Annotated in this window: 17 protein-coding genes; 4 read left to right on the forward strand and 13 right to left on the reverse strand. The window is 39.9% G+C overall.

All coding sequences use genetic code 11. From position 1 onward, the window contains the following. Positions 1 to 54 precede the first annotated feature (54 nt). Genes cutC through DP73_RS18825 form a run of 4 tightly spaced genes read right to left on the reverse strand, consistent with a single transcriptional unit; the run spans position 55 to position 4,803 of the window. Complete coding sequence (gene cutC / locus DP73_RS18810) at positions 55 to 2,598, reverse strand: choline trimethylamine-lyase (protein WP_034601650.1); 2,544 nt, start codon at positions 2,596 to 2,598, stop codon at positions 55 to 57. A gap of 51 nt (positions 2,599 to 2,649) precedes the next feature. Beyond that, positions 2,650 to 4,131 (reverse strand): acetaldehyde dehydrogenase (acetylating), encoded by a 1,482-nt coding sequence (locus tag DP73_RS18815; RefSeq protein WP_052090857.1) that lies wholly within the window; start codon positions 4,129 to 4,131, stop codon positions 2,650 to 2,652. Between the two features lie 54 nt (positions 4,132 to 4,185). Beyond that, entirely contained in the window at positions 4,186 to 4,476 is a 291-nt protein-coding gene (locus tag DP73_RS18820) for a BMC domain-containing protein (protein WP_014905109.1), read from the reverse strand. Between the two features lie 27 nt (positions 4,477 to 4,503). Then, positions 4,504 to 4,803 (reverse strand): BMC domain-containing protein, encoded by a 300-nt coding sequence (locus DP73_RS18825; protein ID WP_014905110.1) that lies wholly within the window; start codon positions 4,801 to 4,803, stop codon positions 4,504 to 4,506. Between the two features lie 437 nt (positions 4,804 to 5,240). Here DP73_RS18825 and DP73_RS18830 point away from each other — a divergent pair, with 437 nt between their 5' ends. Beyond that, the gene (locus tag DP73_RS18830) at positions 5,241 to 6,167 is read left to right on the forward strand and encodes a choline kinase family protein (protein ID WP_034601651.1); all 927 of its coding nucleotides are present in this window, start codon (positions 5,241 to 5,243) and stop codon (positions 6,165 to 6,167) included. Between the two features lie 161 nt (positions 6,168 to 6,328). Here the strand turns inward: DP73_RS18830 and DP73_RS18835 are convergent, their stop codons facing one another. Both DP73_RS18835 and DP73_RS18840 read right to left on the reverse strand, forming a co-directional pair. Beyond that, positions 6,329 to 8,452, reverse strand: coding sequence for a diguanylate cyclase (locus DP73_RS18835; RefSeq protein WP_052090860.1), 2,124 nt, complete (start codon positions 8,450 to 8,452; stop codon positions 6,329 to 6,331). After that, positions 8,452 to 9,879 carry an extracellular solute-binding protein gene (locus DP73_RS18840; RefSeq protein ID WP_034601652.1) on the reverse strand — a complete coding sequence of 476 codons (1,428 nt, stop codon included), beginning with the start codon at positions 9,877 to 9,879 and terminating at the stop codon, positions 8,452 to 8,454. The genes DP73_RS18835 and DP73_RS18840 overlap by 1 nt, the downstream gene beginning before the upstream one ends. A gap of 178 nt (positions 9,880 to 10,057) precedes the next feature. On the opposite strand from DP73_RS18840, the gene DP73_RS18845 reads away from it, so the two are divergent. The 3 genes from DP73_RS18845 to DP73_RS18855 are packed head-to-tail and all read left to right on the forward strand — an operon-like array spanning position 10,058 to position 13,243. After that, positions 10,058 to 10,453 carry a c-type cytochrome gene (locus tag DP73_RS18845; protein ID WP_034601653.1) on the forward strand — a complete coding sequence of 132 codons (396 nt, stop codon included), beginning with the start codon at positions 10,058 to 10,060 and terminating at the stop codon, positions 10,451 to 10,453. Next, positions 10,450 to 11,796 (forward strand): cbb3-type cytochrome c oxidase subunit I, encoded by a 1,347-nt coding sequence (locus tag DP73_RS18850; protein ID WP_034601655.1) that lies wholly within the window; start codon positions 10,450 to 10,452, stop codon positions 11,794 to 11,796. The genes DP73_RS18845 and DP73_RS18850 overlap by 4 nt, the downstream gene beginning before the upstream one ends. A gap of 43 nt (positions 11,797 to 11,839) precedes the next feature. Further along, positions 11,840 to 13,243: an FMN-binding glutamate synthase family protein gene (locus DP73_RS18855; protein WP_034601656.1), complete on the forward strand. Its 1,404-nt coding sequence runs from the start codon at positions 11,840 to 11,842 to the stop codon at positions 13,241 to 13,243. A 71-nt stretch (positions 13,244 to 13,314) separates the two neighbouring features. On the opposite strand, the gene DP73_RS18860 is transcribed toward DP73_RS18855, so the two are convergent. From DP73_RS18860 to DP73_RS18890, 7 genes are all read right to left on the reverse strand, one after another. Then, the gene (locus DP73_RS18860) at positions 13,315 to 14,619 is read right to left on the reverse strand and encodes an HD domain-containing phosphohydrolase (protein WP_052090862.1); all 1,305 of its coding nucleotides are present in this window, start codon (positions 14,617 to 14,619) and stop codon (positions 13,315 to 13,317) included. 116 nt (positions 14,620 to 14,735) lie between these two features. Then, positions 14,736 to 19,031 carry a non-ribosomal peptide synthetase gene (locus tag DP73_RS18865; RefSeq protein ID WP_034601657.1) on the reverse strand — a complete coding sequence of 1,432 codons (4,296 nt, stop codon included), beginning with the start codon at positions 19,029 to 19,031 and terminating at the stop codon, positions 14,736 to 14,738. A gap of 64 nt (positions 19,032 to 19,095) precedes the next feature. After that, positions 19,096 to 20,595: a long-chain fatty acid--CoA ligase gene (locus DP73_RS18870; protein WP_034601658.1), complete on the reverse strand. Its 1,500-nt coding sequence runs from the start codon at positions 20,593 to 20,595 to the stop codon at positions 19,096 to 19,098. Further along, a complete protein-coding gene (locus tag DP73_RS18875) occupies positions 20,582 to 20,833 on the reverse strand; it encodes an acyl carrier protein (protein WP_034601659.1) in 252 nt (83 codons plus the stop codon). The genes DP73_RS18870 and DP73_RS18875 overlap by 14 nt, the downstream gene beginning before the upstream one ends. Positions 20,834 to 21,051: 218 nt before the next feature. Then, positions 21,052 to 22,020, reverse strand: a complete 969-nt coding sequence (locus tag DP73_RS18880; protein WP_034601661.1) for a dipeptide ABC transporter ATP-binding protein — start codon at positions 22,018 to 22,020, stop codon at positions 21,052 to 21,054. Next, positions 22,017 to 23,051 (reverse strand): ABC transporter ATP-binding protein, encoded by a 1,035-nt coding sequence (locus DP73_RS18885; RefSeq protein WP_034601663.1) that lies wholly within the window; start codon positions 23,049 to 23,051, stop codon positions 22,017 to 22,019. Before DP73_RS18885 ends, DP73_RS18880 begins: the two co-directional genes overlap by 4 nt. A gap of 14 nt (positions 23,052 to 23,065) precedes the next feature. Then, complete coding sequence (locus DP73_RS18890; protein WP_034601664.1) at positions 23,066 to 23,998, reverse strand: ABC transporter permease; 933 nt, start codon at positions 23,996 to 23,998, stop codon at positions 23,066 to 23,068.

Raw genomic sequence — 23,998 nt, forward strand, 5'->3', positions numbered from 1 at the left:
CCATCCCTAGTATTCTCCATCTTGCGGCTCATCAAGGTCTAAGTCTATAGCGAATTAAAAATGCTCTAAGACGGTTCTGCTTATTATTTCGTCCTGAACTTCTTTGCACAGTTCCACGAAGTAAGCGCTGTATCCGGCGACACGAATAATTAAGTCTCTGTACTTGTCCGGTTCAATTTGGGCTTTCTTTAAGACTTCGTTGTCAACATAGCTGAACTGCATTTGGCCATTGCCGAGGATAGATGCTGTTCGCAGTAAGGTGATTAAGCCATTTTCTCCTTCAGGGGTTTCCAGAATGCCCCTCAGAAGTTTAAAGTTATGCACCATACCTACATTCATTGATTCGTTGCTCAACTTACTGACGGATTTGATGATAGCCGTTGGGCCTAATTTGTCCGCCCCCTGTGTCGGGCTGATTCCGTCTGAGAGAGGTGTCCACGCCAGTCTTCCATTAGCTGTTGCACCGGTAATTTCTCCGATAGGCGTGTTATTGGAAATAGACAGGGTACCATGAGTTAAGTGAGAGTACAGCATTTTAAAGGTGTGATGAATCCGCTCTGTCCAAATGATGATATCTGAAGCTATTTCATCGACATAATCATCGTCGTTCCCGTATTTTGGTGCATTGAGACAATCTGTCCGAATGGCTTCGTACCCTTCGAAATTCGCATCTACAGCGTCCCTGATTTGTTTCAGCGTATACTTCTTGTCTTCAAAGACCAACTTTTTAATCGCAGCCATAGAATCGGCGTAGGTTCCTAAACCGGAGAAGATAAGTCCAGGTCCATAATTAATGAGAGCTCCTCCGTGAGTAACATCGGTTCCTTTTTCCATACAGCCTTCTACCAAGAGAGACATCAGCGGTTTGGGGGCCAGGTCTCGGTGTACTCTCTGACTAACAATAGTTCCGATGGCAGACAAACGAATAATATGCTCAAGCTGTTGCTTGCAGGCAGCATCAAATTCTTCGTAGGTCTTGATGTTGTCCAGATCTCCTGTGTCAATTCCTTGCATGGTGCCATGCCATTTCATCATACCGCGGTTGAGAACAAATTCTATGGCAATGGGCCATTGAGTATAGCCAGTGGATGTCCATTGATAAATTCTGCCGGATTTTTGTGGCTCAACACAACCCATTAGACAATAATCTCGTGAATCTTCAATGGAGAACCCTTTAGCTAACATCATTTTTATATGTGTATCATCAAAGTGACAGGCAGGGAAGCCCAGTCCCGCTTTAACCACATCAACGATTTTCTTTAAATACTCTTGGGGGGACTTATTATGAATCCGACAAGCTAATGAAGGTTGATACATCTTTGTGAATCGAACTGCATCCATGATCAGATAGGTCAGTTCATTAGTTGCATCACCACCGGTTCTCTTCTGTCCGCCAATGGTCAAGTTGATAAACGGTTGATAGCCGGCGAAATATTTAGCCCCAAGTTCACTGGAAAGCCACATAACTTCAGAGCATTTTATTAAGAAGCTGCTTATTAATTCAAAGGCTTCGAGTTTATTTATTCTGCCGGCTTCCATATCGGCTTTGAACATGGGGTAGATATATTGATCTAAACGTCCAAGAGAAATACCCGTCTGATTTTCTTCCACTACAAACAGCGATTGAAGTGTCCAGACAGACTGAAGTGCTTCCTGGAAAGTGCTGGGAGGATTGGCGGGTACCCGGGTTAAAACATCGGAAATCTTGTAAAGTTCTTTTTGTCGAGCTGAGTCATACTCTCTGCCTGCCAGCTCTCTGGCATAATCCGACAGCCGTTTGGCATAAGTCAGAATTCCATCGCATGTTTCGATCTCTGCTTTATAGAAATAAATCTTATCAATGTCCTCTGGATTTTCCATGGACAATTTGCTCAATTTGTCAACGGCTTCCTGTCTTACTCCATTAATCCCTTTTTTAACGAGTATGACATCATAACCCGGGCAAGTGTCCCCACCACCATTTACCTGATGGTAAGAAAGATCACTGACGAAGGATTCCCCCGAAAAAGACCACACTCCGGCATCTTCATATTGTTGCTGACATATTTCATCTAAGCTTCTGCCTTCCCAGTAGGGGAAGATTTCTTCTCGCAAAATCCGCTTATCTTCCTCACTGATTTGAAAGGGATCCTGCGCCCGGGTTGACATGGTGTCCAATTCATCCCGAATCCAGCGCCAGGCGATATCCGGGGATACTGCACCCGCTCTCGCTTTTCCGCAGGGATGACCCACAATCAATTCATCATTTTGAATCACCAAGGGAGCTGTCTCACAAGCTTTTCTAAAGCACTTAGCCCGCAGGAGAATTTTAGGCAACCCCGCATTTTCTTTAGTCACTTGGGTGAAGGCCCGAGCCCGATAGGTACTGACACTTGGCTTTACTTTTAAATAAGCTGCTTTTAGTCGTTCTAAACGAGGTGTTAACCCTGTAATTTCCCCTTCATAGACTGGGGATTTTGTCACACTGTTTGTTGTTGCAGGGTGTGTGGCCAGCCCCTTGGAAATACCCTCAAACAGTTTCATAACCAGAGCTTTTTCATCTTGTGACAAGTGTTTTGTGGCATCTGCAAATTTAGTTGAGAACTCTTTTATATCCAACGTTTATTCCTCCTTCTTACGTTATAAATAGGTGATTGTCTATTTTTTAGTTTAGGTGAGTTGTTTAAGTAATTTTTCGAGCAGTCCCACCAGATCATTGGAACTCTGATCAGCGAAACAACTAGTCTCACTTACTTTAGCGTCTTTACCCACCTGTGTGCCATTGGTTATATCCTCTAGCTGACGTACACCATAACCGACTTTTCGAATATTAATTAAGTTCATTGGAGTTACATTATCGGAAGTGTACCCCCCGCCTGCTGCTCCAGAGCCTAAGGTTAGTGCTGGGAAGAGATTGGTTGTCGCTCCTATCCCGCCTAAGGTGGCGGGAGTATTTACGAGCACTCTTGATACAGGTTTTTTTAAGGCAAACTCTCGAATTACCTCTTCATTTCTAGAATGAATAATTAGAGTATGTCCCCGCCCCTCATTGACAAGCAATTCTATGCATTTTTCACAAGCGTTGATCCAATCTTTTTCTACATAAAATGCCAGAACCGGGCAAAGCTTTTCTCTTGAATAAGGATTGCTGGAAGAGACAAATTTTTGTTCCGAAACTAAAACTTTGGTATCTTCCGGAACACATATACCGATTTGATGAGCTAACTCAACAGCGGTCTTTCCTACTATTTCGGGATTCAAACTGTCATCAGGCCTAAAAAACAACTTACTAAGTTGTTCTGCCTCTTGTCCATTCATGAAGTAAGCGCCGGTTTTCTTGAGTTCACGCCTTACTTCATCGGCAATACAGTCTTCGGCGACAATAGATTGTTCCGATGCTGAGACGATTCCGTTATCAAAAGTTCTGCTAAGGACAATATCTGCCACTGCCTTTTGTATATCTGCGGAACGTTCAATAAAAGCAGGTCCGTTACCCGGGCCGCCATAAATCGTTGGCTTTCCCGAGGTATATGCGGCTTTAACCATCTTAGGCACACCTGTAATCAAGATAAGGGATGTGTCTTTGTGGTTCATTAAAGCAACTGTTCCGTCTACAGCAATCGTTCGCAGATACCCGATGGCTCCATTTGGCAAACCTTTTTCCTCTGCAGCTCGAATTAATATATCCAGCACCTTAGCGATGGTTTTTTTAGCCTTGGGATGAGGTGCAAAAACAATTGCATTGCCAGACTTTATGGCAATCAAGGTTTTGTATATTGTGGTTGAGGCAGGGTTTGTAGAAGGTGGCAAGGCAGCAATAACTCCAACAGGTACGCCTATATCTATGGTTTTATTTTCTTTGTCTTCCCTAATAATACCGACAACTTTCATATCTCTGATCTTCTTATAGAGAAAATCACTAGCAAAAATATTTTTAACCAGCTTGTCCGGCCACTTGCCAAAGCCAGTTTCTTCTTGAGACAGAATTGCCAGTTCTCTGGCATATTTGTACACCGTCTCAGCCATATGGCCAACAATTTTGTCTAGCATTTCCTGAGAGAAAGTTGCCAGTATCTTTTGGGCCTCACGGGCATTTTCCACAAGAATTCGAGCCTCTTGGACGGAGAGCAAATCGTTGTCTATTCTATTCATATTTTCAATCACTCCCCTTTCCAACCGCTGAATTATAATGCTTAAGTGCCCTTTTTACCAATCAAGAACATATCTGGCGATAATTTTTTCAACGTCTGGGTGCGGCCTGGCAATGACATTGGAGGAATAGATTTTCCCGACTTTGCTAGCTTCTTTAACGCCAGCCTCGACTGCTGCTTTCACTGCTCCCACATCGCCGCGGATTACTACAGAAATCAAACCGGAAGCCACATTCTCATATCCTACCAATTCCACATCTGCAGCTTTGCACATTGCATCCGCCGCCTCCAGCACCGAAACCAGGCCATACGTTTCTATGAACCCTAAGGCACCATTTGTGTCCACGCGGACTCCCCTTTCAAAAATCAATGATTACTCTTCATCAATGTCATGAACCGAAACTATCTTGCCTACCCGGCTGACGGGACGCGGCATTACATGGGAGGCTGTCACTTCGCCTATGGCTGCTGCTGCCGCTGCACCACTTTCTACAGCCGATCTCACTGCTGCTACGCTTCCTTTAACCATTACTGTAACAAGTCCCGAACCCACATTTTCATAAGAAACAAGAACAACATCAGCTGCTTTACACATAACATCAGCTGCTTGAATTGCCGGTACCATACCTCTGGTTTCTACAAGACCCAGGGCTTCTTCCCCAAAGTATTTCATCGAAACAACCCCACTTTTCTATAATTTAACGCTCAAGGATTGTCGCATTGTTGTCTTTTTGTACAAATTATGTACTTTTATAATATCTCATAGGGATATTATTTTTTTGAAGAATCAATATGTCTAATTGCATTATTATATCCAGCCAAAATATTTTATTGGACTAAGAAGTTTTTTTTGCACTTTATTGACTAATATCCTTATTCCTTAGCGTACAATTAGCATAGTACTTGCAAAGTTGTTATTTTAAAAAGCAGTAAAGCCAATTACACTAATGGCTTTACTGCTTTTTAAGTCTTGTACAATCTTATTTAATAGCTTCGTTTAACCATAAGAATACAACATTCCAAATGCATTGATTTTGTTATTTTTTTTTGCTAAAGTTAATTACAAATAATCACAAAATCCAAGTACACTTAAACTTGGTGGAGATATGTATGGAAATGGAAGAACTGGTTCAGGAAAAGTTGCGACAGGCTTTTCACGACGAAAGAATTGTGTTCGACAAATCAAGATTTGCCGGTGGGCTTACTAACTACAATTATATAATGGTTATTAATGGTATCGAGTATGTTATCCGGCAGCCTGGCGGCATGACCGAACAAATTATTGATCGTAAGATTGAAAGGGTCAATAACCATATTGCCTCAGAGTTAGGTGTGAACTCTGATTGCATTTATTTTGATGAATCAAGCGGAATCAAGATAAGCATCTATATCAAGAACAGTTGCAATATGGCACAGGCTAATCCCGGTTCTTTTCATAATCTAGAATCCGTATGCGACATCATGAAAAAAATACATTCCTTTCCCAGAGGTTTTACAAATCATTTTGATTGGCAAAAGGAGCTCTCTAAGTACGAAGGGATTATCCAACAATTACACGGGAGTTTTTTCTTTGACTATCAAGCCTTAAAGGAACAGCTAATCTTTTTTGTTCAAAAAAATATAAATAGTACAATTCTTGTGCCATGTCACAATGACACTGTGCCGGAAAACTTTATAATGGATGACAATGGCCGGACGTATCTGGTAGACTGGGAATATTCCGGAATGAACGATCCTTGCTGGGACGTAGCCGCCTATATTCTTGAATCAAAACTAAACGAAGAAGCCATCCAGTATTTAGTTAAAAACTACTTTGGCTATCCACTTACCACAATGGAGGAACTTAAAATAAAAGGCTTTATGATGGCCCAAGATTTACTTTGGACAGTTTGGGCCTTAATCAGGCATTACAACGGCGAAGATTTTCTGGATTACTGCCGTTTTAGGTATGAACGCTTTCGTAAAAATATCAGACTTGTCAACCAATCTCCCCATTGCTCTATAGCCAGTATGGTTACTGGATCAAGTGATTCTTAGCTTCAGAAAAACATTGGGACATTCTTATTGAACTTTACACGATCTGATACCCTGCCTGTCATACGGGCAGGGTTTATTTTTATTCAAGCAACTACTCAAGCTGAATAAAGAATACCCCCATGAACTGAGGGGCTTGAATACCACAAAATAAGAGCGCCTGTCTAGGCGCTCTCAACATAATACCCTTTGTTTCTACTTTTTGCTTCATACAATATTTGATCAGCTTTGTTCAGGAGATCATCGTACTTAAGGGTCCAGTCCTCAATCCATAAAAGTCCGCCCGAAATCGTTATAGGCTTGAGGGAACTGTCTGGAAATGCAAGTAAATCTTTAGTCAAGCCCTGGTAAAAGTTATCCATTTCCATCCTTATGGCATTCCTGTTCTCAAAGCCAAATAAGAATAGAACAAATTCATCTCCGGAACGTCTCCCCAAAATACTAGATGTTCCTCCTATTTTAGAAAGATGTGATACCGCTCTATTAATATATGAGTCTCCCCATTGATGCCCATAAGTGTCATTGATTTTCTTAAGATAATCAAGATCAAACATGATAAGTGCGGCTGTGTCCTGTGAGCCGGCACTTTCTATAAGGTTCTCAATACGGCGTTGAACTGCCTTTCTATTGTAGATCATGGTCAGAGGATCATAATCCCGTTCCATTTTAATCTTATTTTTCTCCAAAATCTCTTGTGTCACATCGCTTACAACACCCATAGTGCTATTCTCGTTTTTTACCAATTTTACCTTGACGTATTTGATGGGTTCCGTGGATATTTGGTAAACATTCTCATCCTCTTTTTCCGGATGATTAAATTTCTGCCGGATATGAGCTATAAACTTCTCTTTGTTCTGAATAATCTCAGCCATGAGAGCACTGTCTATTTCAAGAATTACTGGCAATTGATCTGTCATAAATACATGGCTGGAATCACGTTTAATCTCAAAAACACCAATTGGAAAATCAGCCAGATCGATTATTTTTGACATCTTCACGGTAGACTCAAGCAATTCATTATTGGCATTTTCCATTGCGCTGGACAAACCATCAATTTCGGTCAACCCCGTTGGATTAAGTTTAAGCGCTTTGTTGTTAGCACTTTCTTTCACCTGCTTAACGAGTTGAGTTATTGGTTTCGTGAATCGATAGCTGATGAAATACCCTCCAACTATTCCAATTGCGATGGATGCCAATAGGGACATTCCTAGGATTTGTTGGATTTTACGGACATAATTAAGAAGATGATTTTCTGTCATTAGGCCTACTAAGTACCAAGACTCTTCCTCAAAGGGTGTATTAAATTTGTAAAGTCCTATTCGTTCCAGACAAGCGTATATCTTTTCTTCACTGTTGTGATTTTCTACACGATAAATATTTCGATTCTTATCTACTTCAGTCAAAGCGAATGATTCATCTCCTCTGATCATCCGTTTTTGTAAGGCACCGACCATTAAAATCGGCTGAATTTTGTTAGCTCCTTCATTGCTGTATCCGATCAAATACCCCATTGAATCCCTGGGCTGTAAGTCTATGGCGGGCAAAAATTGATTAAAGTAATTCACAGATATTTCTACACCTATGATACCTCGTAAGACGTTATCCCCATCAAAAAGCGGCATTGTGTAAGTTATTATAGGCAAATCATCAGGAAAAAGTTTAAAAGGCGGACTCCAATAGCCCAACAAGTTGGCATTAAAGGTTAGAGGAGCCTTAGAAAACGGCTTCTCAAAGAACTCACTGTTACTCTCATCAAATTTCATGTCATATTTCCAGGATTGATCCATTGGGATTTTTTGTTTTTTTGCCAAATCCGAAGGTCCAAGAATCAGGTATAAATCTTTACTTGAATAATCATTCCAAAGTGGATCATAGTCACGAATATACAGAGCCGGATACTTAGCCAATTCTTCTTCTTTTAAAATAATAAAGGCGCCTGTAGTCTGAGTCGTCCTCAGCATATTTATCAATTCGTCAATTGATTCATCGAAAAAGGCCTTACTCGATGATGTATCAGAGAGATTTCTGGAAAACTTATTGATAAAGGGGGTCATATTAGTCCAGCGGTTTTTCATTTCCCTCTGTACGCTATCATTGCGATTGTGAACTTTATCATAAAAAGACTGATAAGCATTTTCTTGGGCCTGACTGAGAACCCCTCCTGCTATCAGGGTGCCTGTCAAAAGAATTGCTTGAATAACGATTAGTGCAATAACAAAACTGGTCATACGAAATAATATTGACTTTTTATCCATCCCAATTTTCTTCATTACAAGCTTTTCTTTCATCACTCACCCAAAATCAAAGACCCTTCTTTTTTTATTTGCCCATACCATCTGTCAAATTGGGAATCTGAAACTAAAGAATCAATAACTTTTGTGCGGTCCTCTCCGTTTGCGACATCTCTATCCAACAATTCCAGATCTCTTGTAATTTTATTGGACAAATTACTTTCCAGCAGCAATCGCATCTCATAGCTTCCCTTAAAGGGTTTGTTGAAATACAAGGTGTGTGTTTTAAACATTTGGAGTGTCGAGTCTATCATCTTAGGGATAGCACTATTGCTTTGACCTATTTTGTTTTGTTCTTCAAGCAACAACTTACCATCTAACGATTCATTCATAACCGGAAAGTACCCGGTGGAAACTGCAAATTCGATGTTCTGGGAAGGTTCAGTAAACCACTTCAGGAAGACCCCGGCAGCAAACTCATGGGCCTTGTCACTCTTAGTCACACACATCCCAGCACCTTGCTGAAAAGCATAGGGCTTACCCTTGCCAAAATAAGGATAAGGCAATGTCATAGGTTCAATGGTATAAACTTCATCCTGCTGCACCGTCACTTCTGCGGGAAAGTAACCGGATCCAGCCGTAGAACCTGTATAAGCCAGCACAGTGCCGGTTTTTGCGTCATCAGAGCTAAAACGACCGCTTTTTTCAAAATAACCTTTTATGTAAGGAATATAATAGTAATCCCAAATAGTCCTGGCCACGTCTTCAGTAAAATTCAGGCGAACTGAGTCATCTTCGAAGCTGTAGATTTCCCTTCCCAGCTGCATTCCTGATAAAAGCATATAATTAGCGCTGGAATCGATCCCCAAAAATGCCTTACCTGTATGTTCCCTGTACAACTCGGAAATCTCAATTAAGCCTTCCCAGGTCTTCAACTTTTGGATATCTGCACCTGTTTCTTGAGAAAATTCGTCCCAAAATGTCTTGTTGACATACAATATCTCAGAGGATTTGGCGATGGGGAGAATCTTCAAATGTTGTTCTTTTCCAAAGCGCCCCTCCTTCAAGAACTCTGCTCTATAGCGTTCTAATTCCTCTTTAGAGAAAAGTTCCTCCAGGTTTGCCAGTTCTGTAACCATTTGGATTCGATAGGCATTGTCCGGATAGGCCATAAAAATATCTGGTAACCGTTGGGAACCGATATTTTTATTGGCAGCGTCGTAAACTGCGTTGGCAAGTTGCTCTACATCGCCTAAACTTTGTGCATCCACGACGATCCCTCTTTTCACCCCTACTGTTTCGTTAAAATCTGCCACTAAGGCATCAAATTTATCTTTGATATGACCATTATAATAATGCCATACAATAACTGTAACCGGTTTCGAAGGATCTAATGGTTCTTTGTCATCCTCAATGAGATTACACCCGGGAAGGAGTAGTAACATTGCAGCTATTACGAATAGAATCAGCCCTTTTCCCCTCATATGAAGCCCCCATTACATATATTTGCACATGTTTATTACTATATTGTACCATTCAATCCCCCTGCTTTCTACAAGATCATTCGTTTTATTCCAATATGTTTGGGACTAGGAATGTATAGTATCGGCATTATGTCAAATACTACCATGTGTATTCTGAGGAATTGGAAGGGAAATCTCCTTGAAGCTACACACTTTGTTATTACTAAGCATCCCGTCTTTCATATTATTTGTAGGAATTACCTTGATTTCGGCAAAACTTCCGTCTTCTATCCCGGAACAAGCTGTAGCGGGAAAGCTCATCTGGCAAAAAAACAACTGCGTGAGCTGTCACACTCTATTTGGACACGGTGGCTATGAAGCAGACGATTTAACTCACATTACTGATGCGGAGACTACGGAATACCTTATCGACTTTCTTGTTGAGGCTCCTGTTATGCGCCCTCATAAATACGCCCGTCATCCGGCCTTGGATCAAATTGATGCCGAGAACTTAGTAAACTATCTGGAATTTCTTAACACTATACCCACTTTGGGATGGCCTCCTCAGCAAGAGCAAGTGGAGGATGACTCATGAATCAATCCATCACCTCAAAGCAGCAATTTTTGGCCCAAATAATTAGTCGTAGGTATTGTTTATCCGCAGTATGCTTATTTGCCCTGCAAAGCGTTGTGGCCTTGATGGGAGCACTGGATTTAGTGATATCCGATTTACCTTCGCCTATCCCCTTTGAGTACGGAAGAGCAATCCATCTGGGGTTGGCAGATTTTTGGCCACTCATCGGTACCATGGGTATGGTTTACTTTTTCATGACGGCTGAGCTTAATCGTGAGATCCATTCTCCCAGGTTAGCCCGCTGGCAATACTGGGTAGTTATGTTATTTACTCTCTCTATCTTTGGAACCCTGGCCCTAAGACTAGGTAATGGACGGGAATTCCTCGAAGGAAAACCTATTTTTTACCTCGGCATATGTCTGGCACTAACTCTGGCCTCATACAATCTCATCCGAACCTTATTAACGGATAGACAAAACATTACTCCGGCTGCTGCGACTATGACCGTGGGAATGATCTTTCTGTTGTTGCTGTTGCTGCCTAACACAATAACTTTCAACAACCCAATCGTAGATGAAGCTACCAAGTTTTGGGTTGTTCATTTATGGGAAGAAATGGCCTTTGAATTGACCTCAGTGGGTTTCATTGCCACTTTTTTCATTGTTTCCGGTCTGGCTAATCGTACCCAAATTGAAAAATGGCTTTACTTAGAAGCCTCTTTGGCAATAATCGGGGGATTATATGGTACCGGACATCATTATTACTGGATCGGATTTCCTGCCATCTGGTTAATTCTGGGCTCGTTGGTAAGTCTGGTAGAAGTTATTCCCGTAGGGATGTTAGTACATATGACTTATAAAGGCTTAAAATCAAAAGAAATCCACAATCGGCGAGAAAAGCTTACATTGTGGTTGTTGCTTAGCAGCGTATTTTATCATGTAACTGGTGCATCTCTTCTCGGCTTATTTCTCACCATACCTTGGGTTAATCTATATATGCACGGAACGTATTTTACTTCCGGTCATGCTCATCTAGCCTTATTTGGAAGCTTAGGATTTGTAGTCTTAGCAGGGTGTTATTATGTCCTGAGCCAAGGGAGTGAACCAACACTCCAAGAGTATAAGGGGGGAGTTCTGGCTGTGATAATTCTCAATATTGGCCTGATAATTATGTCCTCAGCTCTTCTGGCTGCCGGCCTCAAAGAGACTTATCTATGGCGGATCTTGGGTATGGATTTTATGGATGCCCATCTGCTCCTTAATCCCTATTTGATCCTACGGGTACTGGGTGGGACTATGTTTACATTGGGAGATCTTCTATTATCCTGGTACATTTTTAAGGCTTGGCGGGAGACAAACTTATAAGTAGTGAAGGCAAACAATACAACGTCAGTTGCGAGGTTAAAAAATGCAGATTACCATAACAAGTTCATTCTGGTTGTTGCTGTTAATCCTATTGATAGCTCTTCAATTACTTCTGGTAATTATCCTTATTACAAAGCCCTTTTTGCGCTATGTCATAGGGTTCCAGATCAAGGGTTTTTCTGACAGACTCCTTTCCGACAAATACACTCAAAATCTCATGGAATTGTGGCCAGCAGGAAAACGCATTTCAGTCTTAAATATTCTGGAAATAGGCTTTCGAGCTAAGAATGGAAAAATCATAACACGTCCTCTTGGTTCCCCTAAGCATTTTCCCGGCTTTGACAGTCTCATGTTTGCTCCACAAATTATGACAAGACTCTCTTTACCTGAAGGTACTCAGATAGACATGCAGGTAACCATTGGTCCAAAAGCTTATAAGCCTATGACTCTTGATATCCCTATAATAATTGGGGCTATGGCTTATGGCATAGCACTTAGTGAAGAAGCCAAAAGAGCTTTAGCTAGAGCTGCTAAAACTCTAAAGACTTCCACCTGCTCTGGGGAAGGTCCCTTTTTGCCAGAGGAGCGAATGGAAGCAGGAAAATTCACATTGCAAATTTCCCGCTGGGCTTGGGGGGCTCGGACTCAGGAACAAATTGACTCTGCCGATATGTTGGAGGTTCAAATGGGGCAAGGCGCTGATATGGGGGCAGTCACTATAGCTGCTGTTGAGTTTCAAGGTCGGGCTCAAGAACTCTCGGGCTTAGCACCTGATGAAATGGCTATTGCCTTTCCTGCACCCCCCGGTGTTCAAAAACAAAGAGATTGGCCTAATTTCATGAAAAATCTACGTGAAAAGGCTAACGGTATTCCTATTGCCTTAAAACTTATGGCAACCGGACACCTTGAGGATGATTTGGCCGCAGCAATTAAATTAAAGTTTGATGCAGTCATTATTGATGGTGCACAAGGTGGCTCCCACGCCACTACCCCTATCAAACAAGATGATTTTGGCATACCCAGTCTCTTTGCTTTAGTTCGAGCTGTACGTTTTTTGGAGAAAGAACGAGCTCGAGACCGAATAAGCTTAATTATTGCCGGAGGATTCTTTACTCCCGGAGAGTGTCTAAAAGCTATTGCTCTAGGTGCGGATGCAATCTACATGGCTACTGTTCCTCTCCTTGCCTTGACTCATAGCCAGGTCAGTAAAGTAATACCCTGGGAGCCCCCTACCACATTGGTGTTTTATGACTCCCCCGCTAAGAGTAAACTTGACATTGAACAGGCATCGACAAGTGTCGTTAACGTTATAACCTCTATGGTTTTGGAAATGGAAGAAGGCATGCGTGCTCTTGGAAAGGCGTCCTTAAAGGAGCTCAATGCTGATGACCTGGTTGCCTTGGATTCTTTGAGTGCTGAAGTAACCGGAGTGAAGAGAATATACTAGTAGGGTGCGTTATCATAACGCACCCTACATTTTTAACTAGTAAATTTTATGGTTAAAACCTAAGTCGCCAATCACGTTAAGGGTACAATGGCATTAGATTTATAGACTTCAATAAAACTCTCTACCAGGACAGGGTCAAACTGGGTACCAGAACATCTTTCCAATTCTTCTATTGCCTGTTCCATTGTTCTTGGTTGCGATCTATAAGTTCGTGGGGAAGTAATCGCGTCAACAGTATCTGCAACACTTACGATTCTGGCTAAAAATGGAATAGAATCTCCCTTTAAGCCTTCTGGATAACCTCTACCATCAAAATGCTCATGATGATATTTTATAATTGGTAAAATTCCACGGGCAAATTTTAACTTAGAACATATTTCCGCACCACGCCCGGGATGAGATTTCATAACAGACCATTCATCTTCTGTTAGGGCAGAAGGCTTATTTAAAATAGCATCGGGAATACCTATTTTACCAATGTCATGTAAGATTGCTGCCCTCCATAGATTAACCTTTTCCTTATCACTTAATCCTAGGTTCTCTGCAAGCGCCATAGCAAACTCCGCGACTCTTTCCGAATGTCCATGTGTATTGGTATCCTTAGACTCAAGGGTCAGAGTAAGTGTGAAGATGATATTTTGCGACTCATCTAAGGCTAACAGGGATTCATTCAAATTCTTATTGGCATTTGAAAGTTCTTGATTCGTTTTCTCAAGCTTTATGTTCTGTTGTTCAATCGTCTTTCCACTTATAAAATCCTTAACCTTTGCAGAATAGAGAATTCTTGAAAGAAAAACAGCCAGTATTAGTAAAACTGTAATGTTAATATAGTGACCTCTTAGTACATCCGGATCAGCTTGCGCGTATGTTATTCCGATGATAAAAATTACATAAGAAATTAAATACATAATTATGTTGAACAAAGGCTTTTGATAATTGACAATAGCAAAAAAAAGAGAGCTTAGAACAAATACTGTTATTTGTCCATTCATATACTGGTCTGCTATTGAAGACATAATTGTTCCAATTAAAGTAAGATAACTAAAAGAGGTAACAAAAAACCGCTTCTCCCCATATTTATCCAAAGGAGACTGAAGTCGGGCAAAAAATGAATAAATTATTACTAAAAGTGTTTCTATGGTTAGGAAAAGATGACTGAAAAACAATAACCTGTAACCAGGCACACCTTCCCAAAGTCCTTTATTATAATTGAGATAATCTGTGAAAATTAGAACTAAAAAAACAAAAAGCAGTAAATTACTTAAGTGCTTTGAACGATTATAATTAATATTAATGAGTTCTCTATCGAATTCCGTTTTCTGACCTTCATTCATGCTATTCTTTAGAAAACCCAAATTAATTATAGTTCTTAACATATTCTCCATCCTTTTCCAAAATCGACATTTTGCGCTATAATGTTACACAATACTCTATGTAATTCTAGGCCATTGTTATAATTCCTTCTTTTCTTTGCAAAATGTTTACAACTGCTTCACTTCAAAAAACCTACGCTTTTCATATTTAAAATAATCTTCCCAAAGTATTCTTTTGTCAAATCAGGCCAATCAAAACCAACGTTTCTCAAAAAATTAATAGTCATTACAGAATTAAGCTGAATAGAAGGAGCAAAATTTAACGTTCCCTTCACACTTATTTCTGTAACTATCCCTTGGACAATCTCTTTTTCCTTTTCAAATTGTGCTAAGTAATTAATAATATCTAAAAACTCTTTTGAAGCTATACATTTGATATTTATTCCATAATTTTTGGTTATTTTTATAAGATTATTCATTTTAATTGTTTTGTGGTTGTATAAATGGAACACAAGCGGTTTTGGAGAACTACTTTGTAAGATGGAGATTATGGCCCTGGCGCAAGAGTCTACAGGTGTAAACTCAATGAATTCATCGACAATATTGTTAGGAAGAAGCCCAATTGTAAAAATGCTTTTCAGTTTTCTATAAAATGCATTCTCTTCAATGTTGCGCTGAAATCGACCGTCAGAGATACGGCCAGTCAAAATTCCTACTCTAAATATTGTCGCTTTCAAACCCTTTTTTACCGCTTCCAATATAAGGCTTTCTGCCTCGAATTTACTTCTCACATAAACATTGCTTTTGTAGTCCTGACCATTGTATAAGTCATTTTCAGTAAAGTCTTTTATATATACTTTCTCGCTCATATAGTTACCTGAGACACTGGTGGTAGAGATAAAGCTCAAATGCAGATCATTTTCACTGCAAAAATCAACTATTTCCTGAGTTCCTTTAACATTTATTCGTTCGAAATCTGAATAACTACCATAATGCTTGACCATAGCAGCAGCATGGATCACAGATGTTACATTTCCAACTAATTCTTGATACTCATCTGATGAAAGTCCAAATCTTTTCTTGGTGATATCCCCGTTCACCAGAATAACTCTTTGATTCAATTCACTGGCGGCTTGAGGAAAGTAGAAGTAAAGCAAATCTCTAAATCTTCTTTCAAAGTCTGCCCCTCGCACTATACAATATACTTTAACCAGTTGATTATTTAATAGCTCTTTCAGTATATGCATACCTAGAAATCCTGTCGCTCCCGTTAATAAGATTTCCCCAGTGTTAACCTCTCCTTGAACAATAAACCCATTTAATACTTCAAAATAACTCGGAATATGATTCACATAAACACTTGCCTTTTTGTTTTGATGGGTAATATAACCTCGTTCCCTTATCTCTAAGGAAATGCTTCTAATGGTGGGATGTTCGTAAAATTCTTGGACAGAGATCTTCCAAGCTTCTGATAACGAGGAGGAGAGTATTTCTAAAATTGCCAAAGAATCTCCACCGAGCTCAAAAAAATTATCATCGATTCCTATTTTGGTTACATTAAGAGTTTTACTCCATATATCAGCCATGCATTGCTCGATATGATCCCGTGGTGCAACATATTCACTAGCCTTATCATCTTCGCTCCAATTAGGATTTGGCAATGATTTACGATCAACTTTCCCGTTGGGGGTTAAAGGAAGTGCCGGTAACCAAATAAACCGATTGGGAATCATATATTCAGGCAAGTAACCCAACATATGTTGTCGTAACTCAGATACGGGCAGTTCTATGCTGCCAACCAGAAAGGCACAAAGTAGTGCTCTATCTAGATGTTGATATGTGGTAACAACGGCTTGTTTAACATCTTGATTTTTCAGAAGACATTCTTCTATCTCACTCAATTCAATACGAAATCCTCTGATTTTAACCTGATTATCATTTCGTCCAATATATTCGATCTCGCCATTTTCCAGCCACTTTCCTAAGTCACCGGTTTTATACATTCTCGTCCCTGGGAAAAAGGGGTCGGGTAAAAATTTCTCATTAGTTAACTCAGGCCTGTTAAGATAACCCCGTGCAACGCCTTCCCCTGCAATAAATATTTCACCTAACATGCCGATGGAAACAGGCATCTGATATTTATCTAGAATATAAAACTTGGTATTCCCTATAGGTCTTCCGATGGTAATTTGGTCTGCATCATCAAGTCTTTTTGTTGAAGCCCAGATTGTTGTCTCTGTCGGTCCATACATATTGTAGATCTGAGCTTTCGTAACCTTTTTAAGTCGTGATAATACGGATTGGGGGAAAACTTCACCCCCAACCAATATTAGCGACAACTCATTTAGACAAGTTGAGGAATTCAACATTATGTTCAACCTTGCAGGAGTAGCTTGTAGCACGTCCACTTGGTATCTGACTATCAAATCAGATAACAAGCTTGGGGTAGCCAGTTCCTCGTTACTGGCTATTATCACTTTCAGACCTACAATTAGAGGTAATAATGTTTCCATGAAAAATATATCAAAAGATAGAGTAGTTGTAGAAATTATCGTCTTATAGGTAAAGTTAATTTCCCTAGTAATAGAATGGATAAAATTGCTTATGGCCCTATGCTCGATCATTACACCTTTAGGCGTTCCAGTCGACCCTGAGGTATAAATAAGATAGGCCAAGTCATTGGGCCTCAGGGTACAGACTAAGCCATCCGTAATGCCTTCCCATATTTCCGAATTACTAAGATCAATAACTTCTACCTCTGTCTTCAAGTGATTATGCTTAGAACAATTAGTCAAGAGGAATCGACAATTACTATCTTTTAGCATATGCTCAATTCTTTCTCGGGGATAGCTGGGATCAATAGGCAAATAAGCTGCTCCAGACTTTAATATGCCCAATATTCCAACAACCAGATCAAAGGATCGTTCCACGCTAAAACCAACTATCTCCTCTTTGCCGACACCTTTCTTTAACAAGAACCTGGCTAATTTATTTGATCTATCATTTAATTCCTGATAGGTTAATTGATTATTTTCGAAAACAAGAGCAATTTTTTCAGGAATTTTTCTTACGGTTCTCTCAACCAAATCAATGACAGTTTTTTCTGGTTGGAATTCCATTTCCGTTTGGTTAAACATACTAAGAATTAGTTGCTGTTCTGAGTCAGACAACATATTCAGATTACCAACACTTTTATTTGGGTATTTTATACCATCTTGAACAAGGTTTAATAAAGACCTGTTGATATCCTCTATCTCCGCTTCTTTCAGAACATCTATAGAGTAATCATAGTCTAAATGAAATAAGCCAATACTTTTCATATCATTGATATTCACGCGCAAAGCATTGACTTCTTGACCATTGAAGTGCGGTTCTAATTCAAATCCGAGTTGACCCGAATCCAGATTTGCGTTAAGAAAAGTCAATGTAAAATCAAATAAGTCATCATCATATTTTTGTGTATCCCGAAATTGTTTAAGAATATTCAAATAAGGATAGCTACTATACCTTAACATTGTAAGCCATTCGATATTCAAATAATTTAAATAGTCGTTAAAGCTTAAGGCAGGATTTAGTTTAACTATAAAAGGTAAATTATTAAAAAATGCTCCTATAGTATTTTTTTCTTTTAGAGTAGTTCTATTTAAGACAGTAGATCCGATTACAATTTGCTCTCGGCCCTCTTTCTTCCAGAAATAAATTGATAAAACTGAACAAAAAAGAATAAATGGAGAAATCTTGTGTTGGTTACACAACTCATTTATCCTTGAAGAAATTTCTCGCGGTATAGGGTAACTCTTTCTTCTAGCGTCAAGACTACTAGATCCTCTTCTCATAAACAAATTTGTATCAAACATCGTGCTAATTTTTTGCTGCCAATAATCCCTGTCAGTTAAAAACCTCGAAGAAGATAAATACGAATATTCCTTTTTTATATATTCAACATAAGAAGGTTCATTAATTTCAAGACCCACTTCACCGACTGAGTTATTACAATTATTTGCAATCTTATTTGCAATCTTATTTACAAGTAGAATAATCGCCCAAAAATCAACAATAATATGATGACATTTTATAAACAATCCACTTTCGTTGCCACTAAACTTAAGCATAGCAAAATAACAAAGATCTGAATCATAAAATTGAAATGCTCTTTTGGTAACATCTTGAGCCCACTGATAGTAATCTTCCAAACCTTTGTTATAACTAAAATCCAGTAGTTCAATGTGATGCTCATTGTATTCCGGAAAGTATTGAACAATCTCATTAGAATCATTCTTCAGCCGAGTACGCAACGCATCATTTTGCATTATAACTAGGTTAATCGCATTATTTAAAAGACGGTAATCCAATTGGCCCTTAAACCGTATTGTAATTCCTAAATTGACATAACTAGGGTTAGGGTAAAACTTTTCTATGATTGAGATTGATTTCTGGGCACTAGTTAGAGGATAGGTGTTTATCTCTTTTTTCATGCTGATACCTACCTTGCGTACTTCAGATATGAAAATGCTTATGATTTTTTTGCCTATGTAAGATTTAAGCCAATTGTTTTTTATCAACTTTTCCAGTGGGATTTTTAGGCAAACTAGTTAAAATAACGACTTGCTTAGGGCATTTAAAATTTGCTAAATGTTTACGACAATGAAGTATGAATTCAGTTGGTTCAGCTGTAACTCCCGGCTTTAATACTATAAAAGCTTTCGGTACTTCGCCCCTGTCTTTGTCAGGGGTTCCAATAACTGCTGCCTCTAAGATTTGGGGATGATAATAGAGACATTGTTCTACTTCACTGGGATAAACATTCAACCCTCCTACAAGTATCATGTCTTTCTTTCTACCAACAATATATACAAAACCGTCTTCATCGATCTTAGCTAAATCTCCGGTGTGAAACCACCCTGCCTTTAATGCTTCAGCAGTTTCCTCGGGTAGATTCAAATAACCTTGCATTACATTAGGCCCTTGAATACAAAATTCTCCGACTTCTCCTTGAGGGAGATCTTGATCTTGGTCATTTACGATCTTCACTTTAACACCATCTAAAGCAGGTCCTACGGACCCAGGTTTATTGGCCTTAGGTGATCCAACACAAGCAACAGCCTCAGTAGGTCCGCTTGCTTCGACTAAGTTTATACCATATCTCTCCATGAATACATTTGAAACTTCTAGGGGAAGTGGTGCTCCACCGCTCACGCAAATTCTTAAGGAAGAGATATTGAAATTCTGATCCTGAGAAGGAATAGCCAACAAGGCAGAATACATAGCTGGAACTGCAGAGAGGAAGCTTATTTTCTTAATGGTTATTTCATTAAGAACTGCGCTTGGTATGAAACGAGGTAAAATTGTTATAGTTCCACCTAACCAAATTGGCATTAACATATTTGTCAATTGAGAAAAGATATGTGAAAGGGGAATAATGCATAAACTATGGTCTTCTGTTTTTAAATCCAATCTTTTAATACTGGCATTGATAAGAAATATGTGACTGCCATGAGATAAGAGGGCCCCTTTTGGTCTGCCGCTTGTACCGGATGTATAGATACAAACTGCTAAATCCTTTTCTTCTACATTCCTATCAACTGGCTCTGCTTCTTTTTTAAGAAGCTCTTCAAACGAAGCAATTCCCTCTTCTTTTGTCCCACCGATTGCGATTATGTCTAAATCAGATTTCTCAGCTCTTACCTCTCTAATCATAGGCAGCAATTCCTGATCTATTATTAGCAATTTGACTTCAGCATCATTTAAGACGTAATGTATTTCATCAGCTTTATATAAAGGGTTTAGTGGCACTACAGTACCGGCTGCTCGAAGAATTGCAAAATAAATCCGAACAAAATTGGGGCAATTACCCAGGATTACGGCAACTTTATCACTTGGTTTCAACCCCAAATCCATGAGCCCTTGAGCTAGGTTGTTCACTTCCTTATCTAATTGACCGTACGTAATACTCTCATTTTCATAATGCATGACGGTCTTATTTGGAAGTATTTGAGCGGTTTTACTTAAGATTCTATCAATAGACTTAACATTTTCCATAATTCATTCCTCCTAGTATTTTATCCTGAATAATTTTCATTAAATTACCGATGGTTCTAATTTTAAATAGCTCTTCATTACTAATTGCTATTCCAAACTCATCCTCTATGGCATTAACTAAGACTGGGATATCCAACGAATCAGCGCCTAGGTCATCGATGACTCTTGTTCGTTCATTTAATTCTCCTTCGTAAATAAACTGCTGGTCAACAATTATTTTGATTCTTGCTAAGATCATCCCTTTTTGAACCTCCTAAATGGATTCACTCTTCCTCGTATATTACATCAGTATAACAATTACTACATACCTTTCTGATCCTGAGTATCCTCCAGCTCGTATCCTATCTAATTATATCAGAAGGTGGGTTTTTAGGAAGTATACGCCAAAATTTTATAAAAAAAACAGCCCTTTCAGGACTGTTAATAGAATTTTAATCAACTGAGATAACTAGATTATTATTTATATAAATGACAAGCAACAAAGTGTCCTGGAGAAATTTCTTTAAACACTGGCTCATTGAGCTTACATTCATCAAGTTCCTTAAAACATCGGGAACAGAAGCGGCAGCCTGCGGGAGGGTTAATCGGACTGGGTACATCTCCCTGCAGAATAATTCGTTCCTTCTTATGCTCAGGATTTATTACTGGGATTGCAGATAGTAAAGCTTGAGTATAGGGGTGCATAGGGTTAGCATAAAGCTCCTTTTTAGGTGCAATCTCCACCAACTTACCCAGATACATTACCCCCACACGGTCACTGATATGTTTAACCACGTTTAAGCCATGGGCGATAAACAGATAGGTAAGCCCAAACTCTTCCTTCAAATCACTTAGGAGATTTAACACCTGGGCTTGAATGGATACATCGAGAGCTGAAACCGGTTCGTCACAGACAATCAGCTTTGGTTCCACTGCCAATGCACGGGCGATACCTACACGCTGGCGCTGACCGCCGGAGAATTCGTGAGGGTAGCGATTACGTTGGTGACGAGCTAGTCCTACACAGTTCAAGAGATAAATAACCCGTTCTTCAACTTTATTCTTCGGCAGGAGATTGTTGATGACAATCGGTTCAGCAATAATATCTCCTATTGTCATTCTAGGATTTAGAGAAGCATAAGGATCCTGAAAGATCATCTGGATATCTTTGCAATAGGAACGGCGCTTTTCTTCATTAAGAACTGTTAAATCCTTACCTTCAAATAATATCTTACCATTTGTCGGTCTATAGAGATTTACAAGAATTTTGCCAAGGGTTGTTTTACCACAGCCAGATTCTCCAACCAGGCCAAAGGCTTCCGTTTTGTTAATGGTAAACGACACTCCATCAACTGCTTTTAAGGCAGTTAGTGGCTTACCAAAAAAATTAGTGTCAATAATGAAATGCTTTGAAAGGTTTTGAATATCCATCAACACTTCGTTCATTTTATAGCCGATCCCCCTTCCATTGCGCCGACAGAAGGTGAGGTTGCACTTATGCCACCACAAGTTATACTTTCTGATTCGTATAAAAAGCAGCGCACCTTGCGTCCCGACATTTCTCTCAGCTCAGGGATTTCTTTAGTACAGCGTTCCATACTGTGATCGCAGCGATCGGAGAAAGCACATCCCGACGGCATATTGAGGGGGTTGGGAACCATGCCTTTAATCATATACAAGCGCTCATCACTGTCATCGTCAATTTGAGGAATAGATTGCAGCAATCCCACTGTATATGGATGTAAAGGACGTTCAAACAAGCTTCTGACATCTGCCTCTTCCACAATCTTTCCACAGTACATAACAATAACCCGATCGGCTGCTTCGGAAACCACGCCTAAATCATGAGTAATTAATAAAACAGCCATATTGAACTTTTCTCTCATACGATAGAGCAATTCCAGGATCTGGGCTTGAATTGTGACATCTAACGCAGTAGTAGGCTCGTCTGCTATTAACAGCTCGGGCTCGCAGGCCAGAGCCATTGCTGTCATTACCCGCTGACGCATACCGCCGCTCATCTGATGAGGAAAATCGTTGGCCCGTTGGGCCGCTGAAGGTATTCCTACCGTATCCAGCATTTCAATTGTCCGAGCCAAAGCCTCTTTTTTAGAGATCTGCATATGGGTCATGATGCTTTCCATAATCTGATCTTTAATGCGCCAGACAGGATTCAGGGAAGTCATTGGTTCCTGAAAAATCATGGATATATTGTTACCCCGAATTTTTTTCAGTTCTTTCTTACTCATCTTATTTAAATCCTGAGATTTAAAGAGGATTTCCCCATCGGCAATTCTGCCGGGCTTCTGTAAAAGACCCATAATGGAAAGGGATGTCACACTTTTTCCTGAACCGGACTCCCCGACAATGGCCAGAATTTCGCCTTTATCTATCGTAAAGCTGATATTATCTACTGCCTTGACAATCCCTCGTTTCAGCTTAAACTCTGTACTTAAATTTTTAACTTCCAGCAACATCCTGTACACCGCCCTTATTTTATTCTGGATTTGGGATCAATGGCATCCCGCAGCCCGTCCCCGAGCAAGTTAAAGGCCAGCACAGTAATCGTGATGGCGATACCGGGGAAAATCAGTGTATAAGGCGCGGTAAAAATAAAGCCTCTCGCCCGGCCAAGCATGTCACCCCACTCAGCGAATGGAGGCTGAACGCCCAGACCCAAAAAACCAAGAGCTGCGGTATCCAGCACTGCGCTAGAAATACCTAAAGTAGCTCTGACGACAATCACAGAAATGACATTCGGCAAAATATGCTTATAGATAATGCGACTTGATTTATTTCCAATGACTTTAGCTGCTTGTACAAAATCATTCTCTTTAACCGAGAGAATACTGCCTCGTACAATCCGCGCATATTCCGGAATGGACACCAGGCCAATGGCAATGATCGCTTTGTCTAATCCTTTACCTAAGGCCGCCATAAAAGCAATTGCCAGCAAAATGGAGGGTATAGCCAACATCATATCCATTACCCTCATAATAATAGTATCTGTCTTACCGCCTCGATAACCTGCAATAGCACCCAGAATAACACCAATCGTCAGGGAAATAGCAACAGCTGCAACCCCTACGAAAAGAGATATTTTCGTCCCATCAAGAATTCGGCTGAACATATCTCGCCCTAGTTGATCTGTCCCAAACCAATGGGTGGAATTAGGAGGAGTAAAGGCATTACTCATATCGGAATAGTTAGGATCATAAGGCAGGATTTGTTTGCCCATCAGCTCACTGACCCAGACAGTAAGAGCTATAAGAACTAGGAATGCAATTATTATCAGGCCGACTACTGCAGCTTTGTTCTGTCTAAGAGTTTCCCACATGACTTTCAGCTGCGATTCCGGTTTTTCCACGTATTCTGCAGCCTGCAGCGAATTTTCATTCGGATTCGAATTATCCTTTGTCTTCAT

This window comes from Desulfosporosinus sp. HMP52 (assembly GCF_000765145.1).
Lineage (GTDB): Bacteria > Bacillota > Desulfitobacteriia > Desulfitobacteriales > Desulfitobacteriaceae > Desulfosporosinus.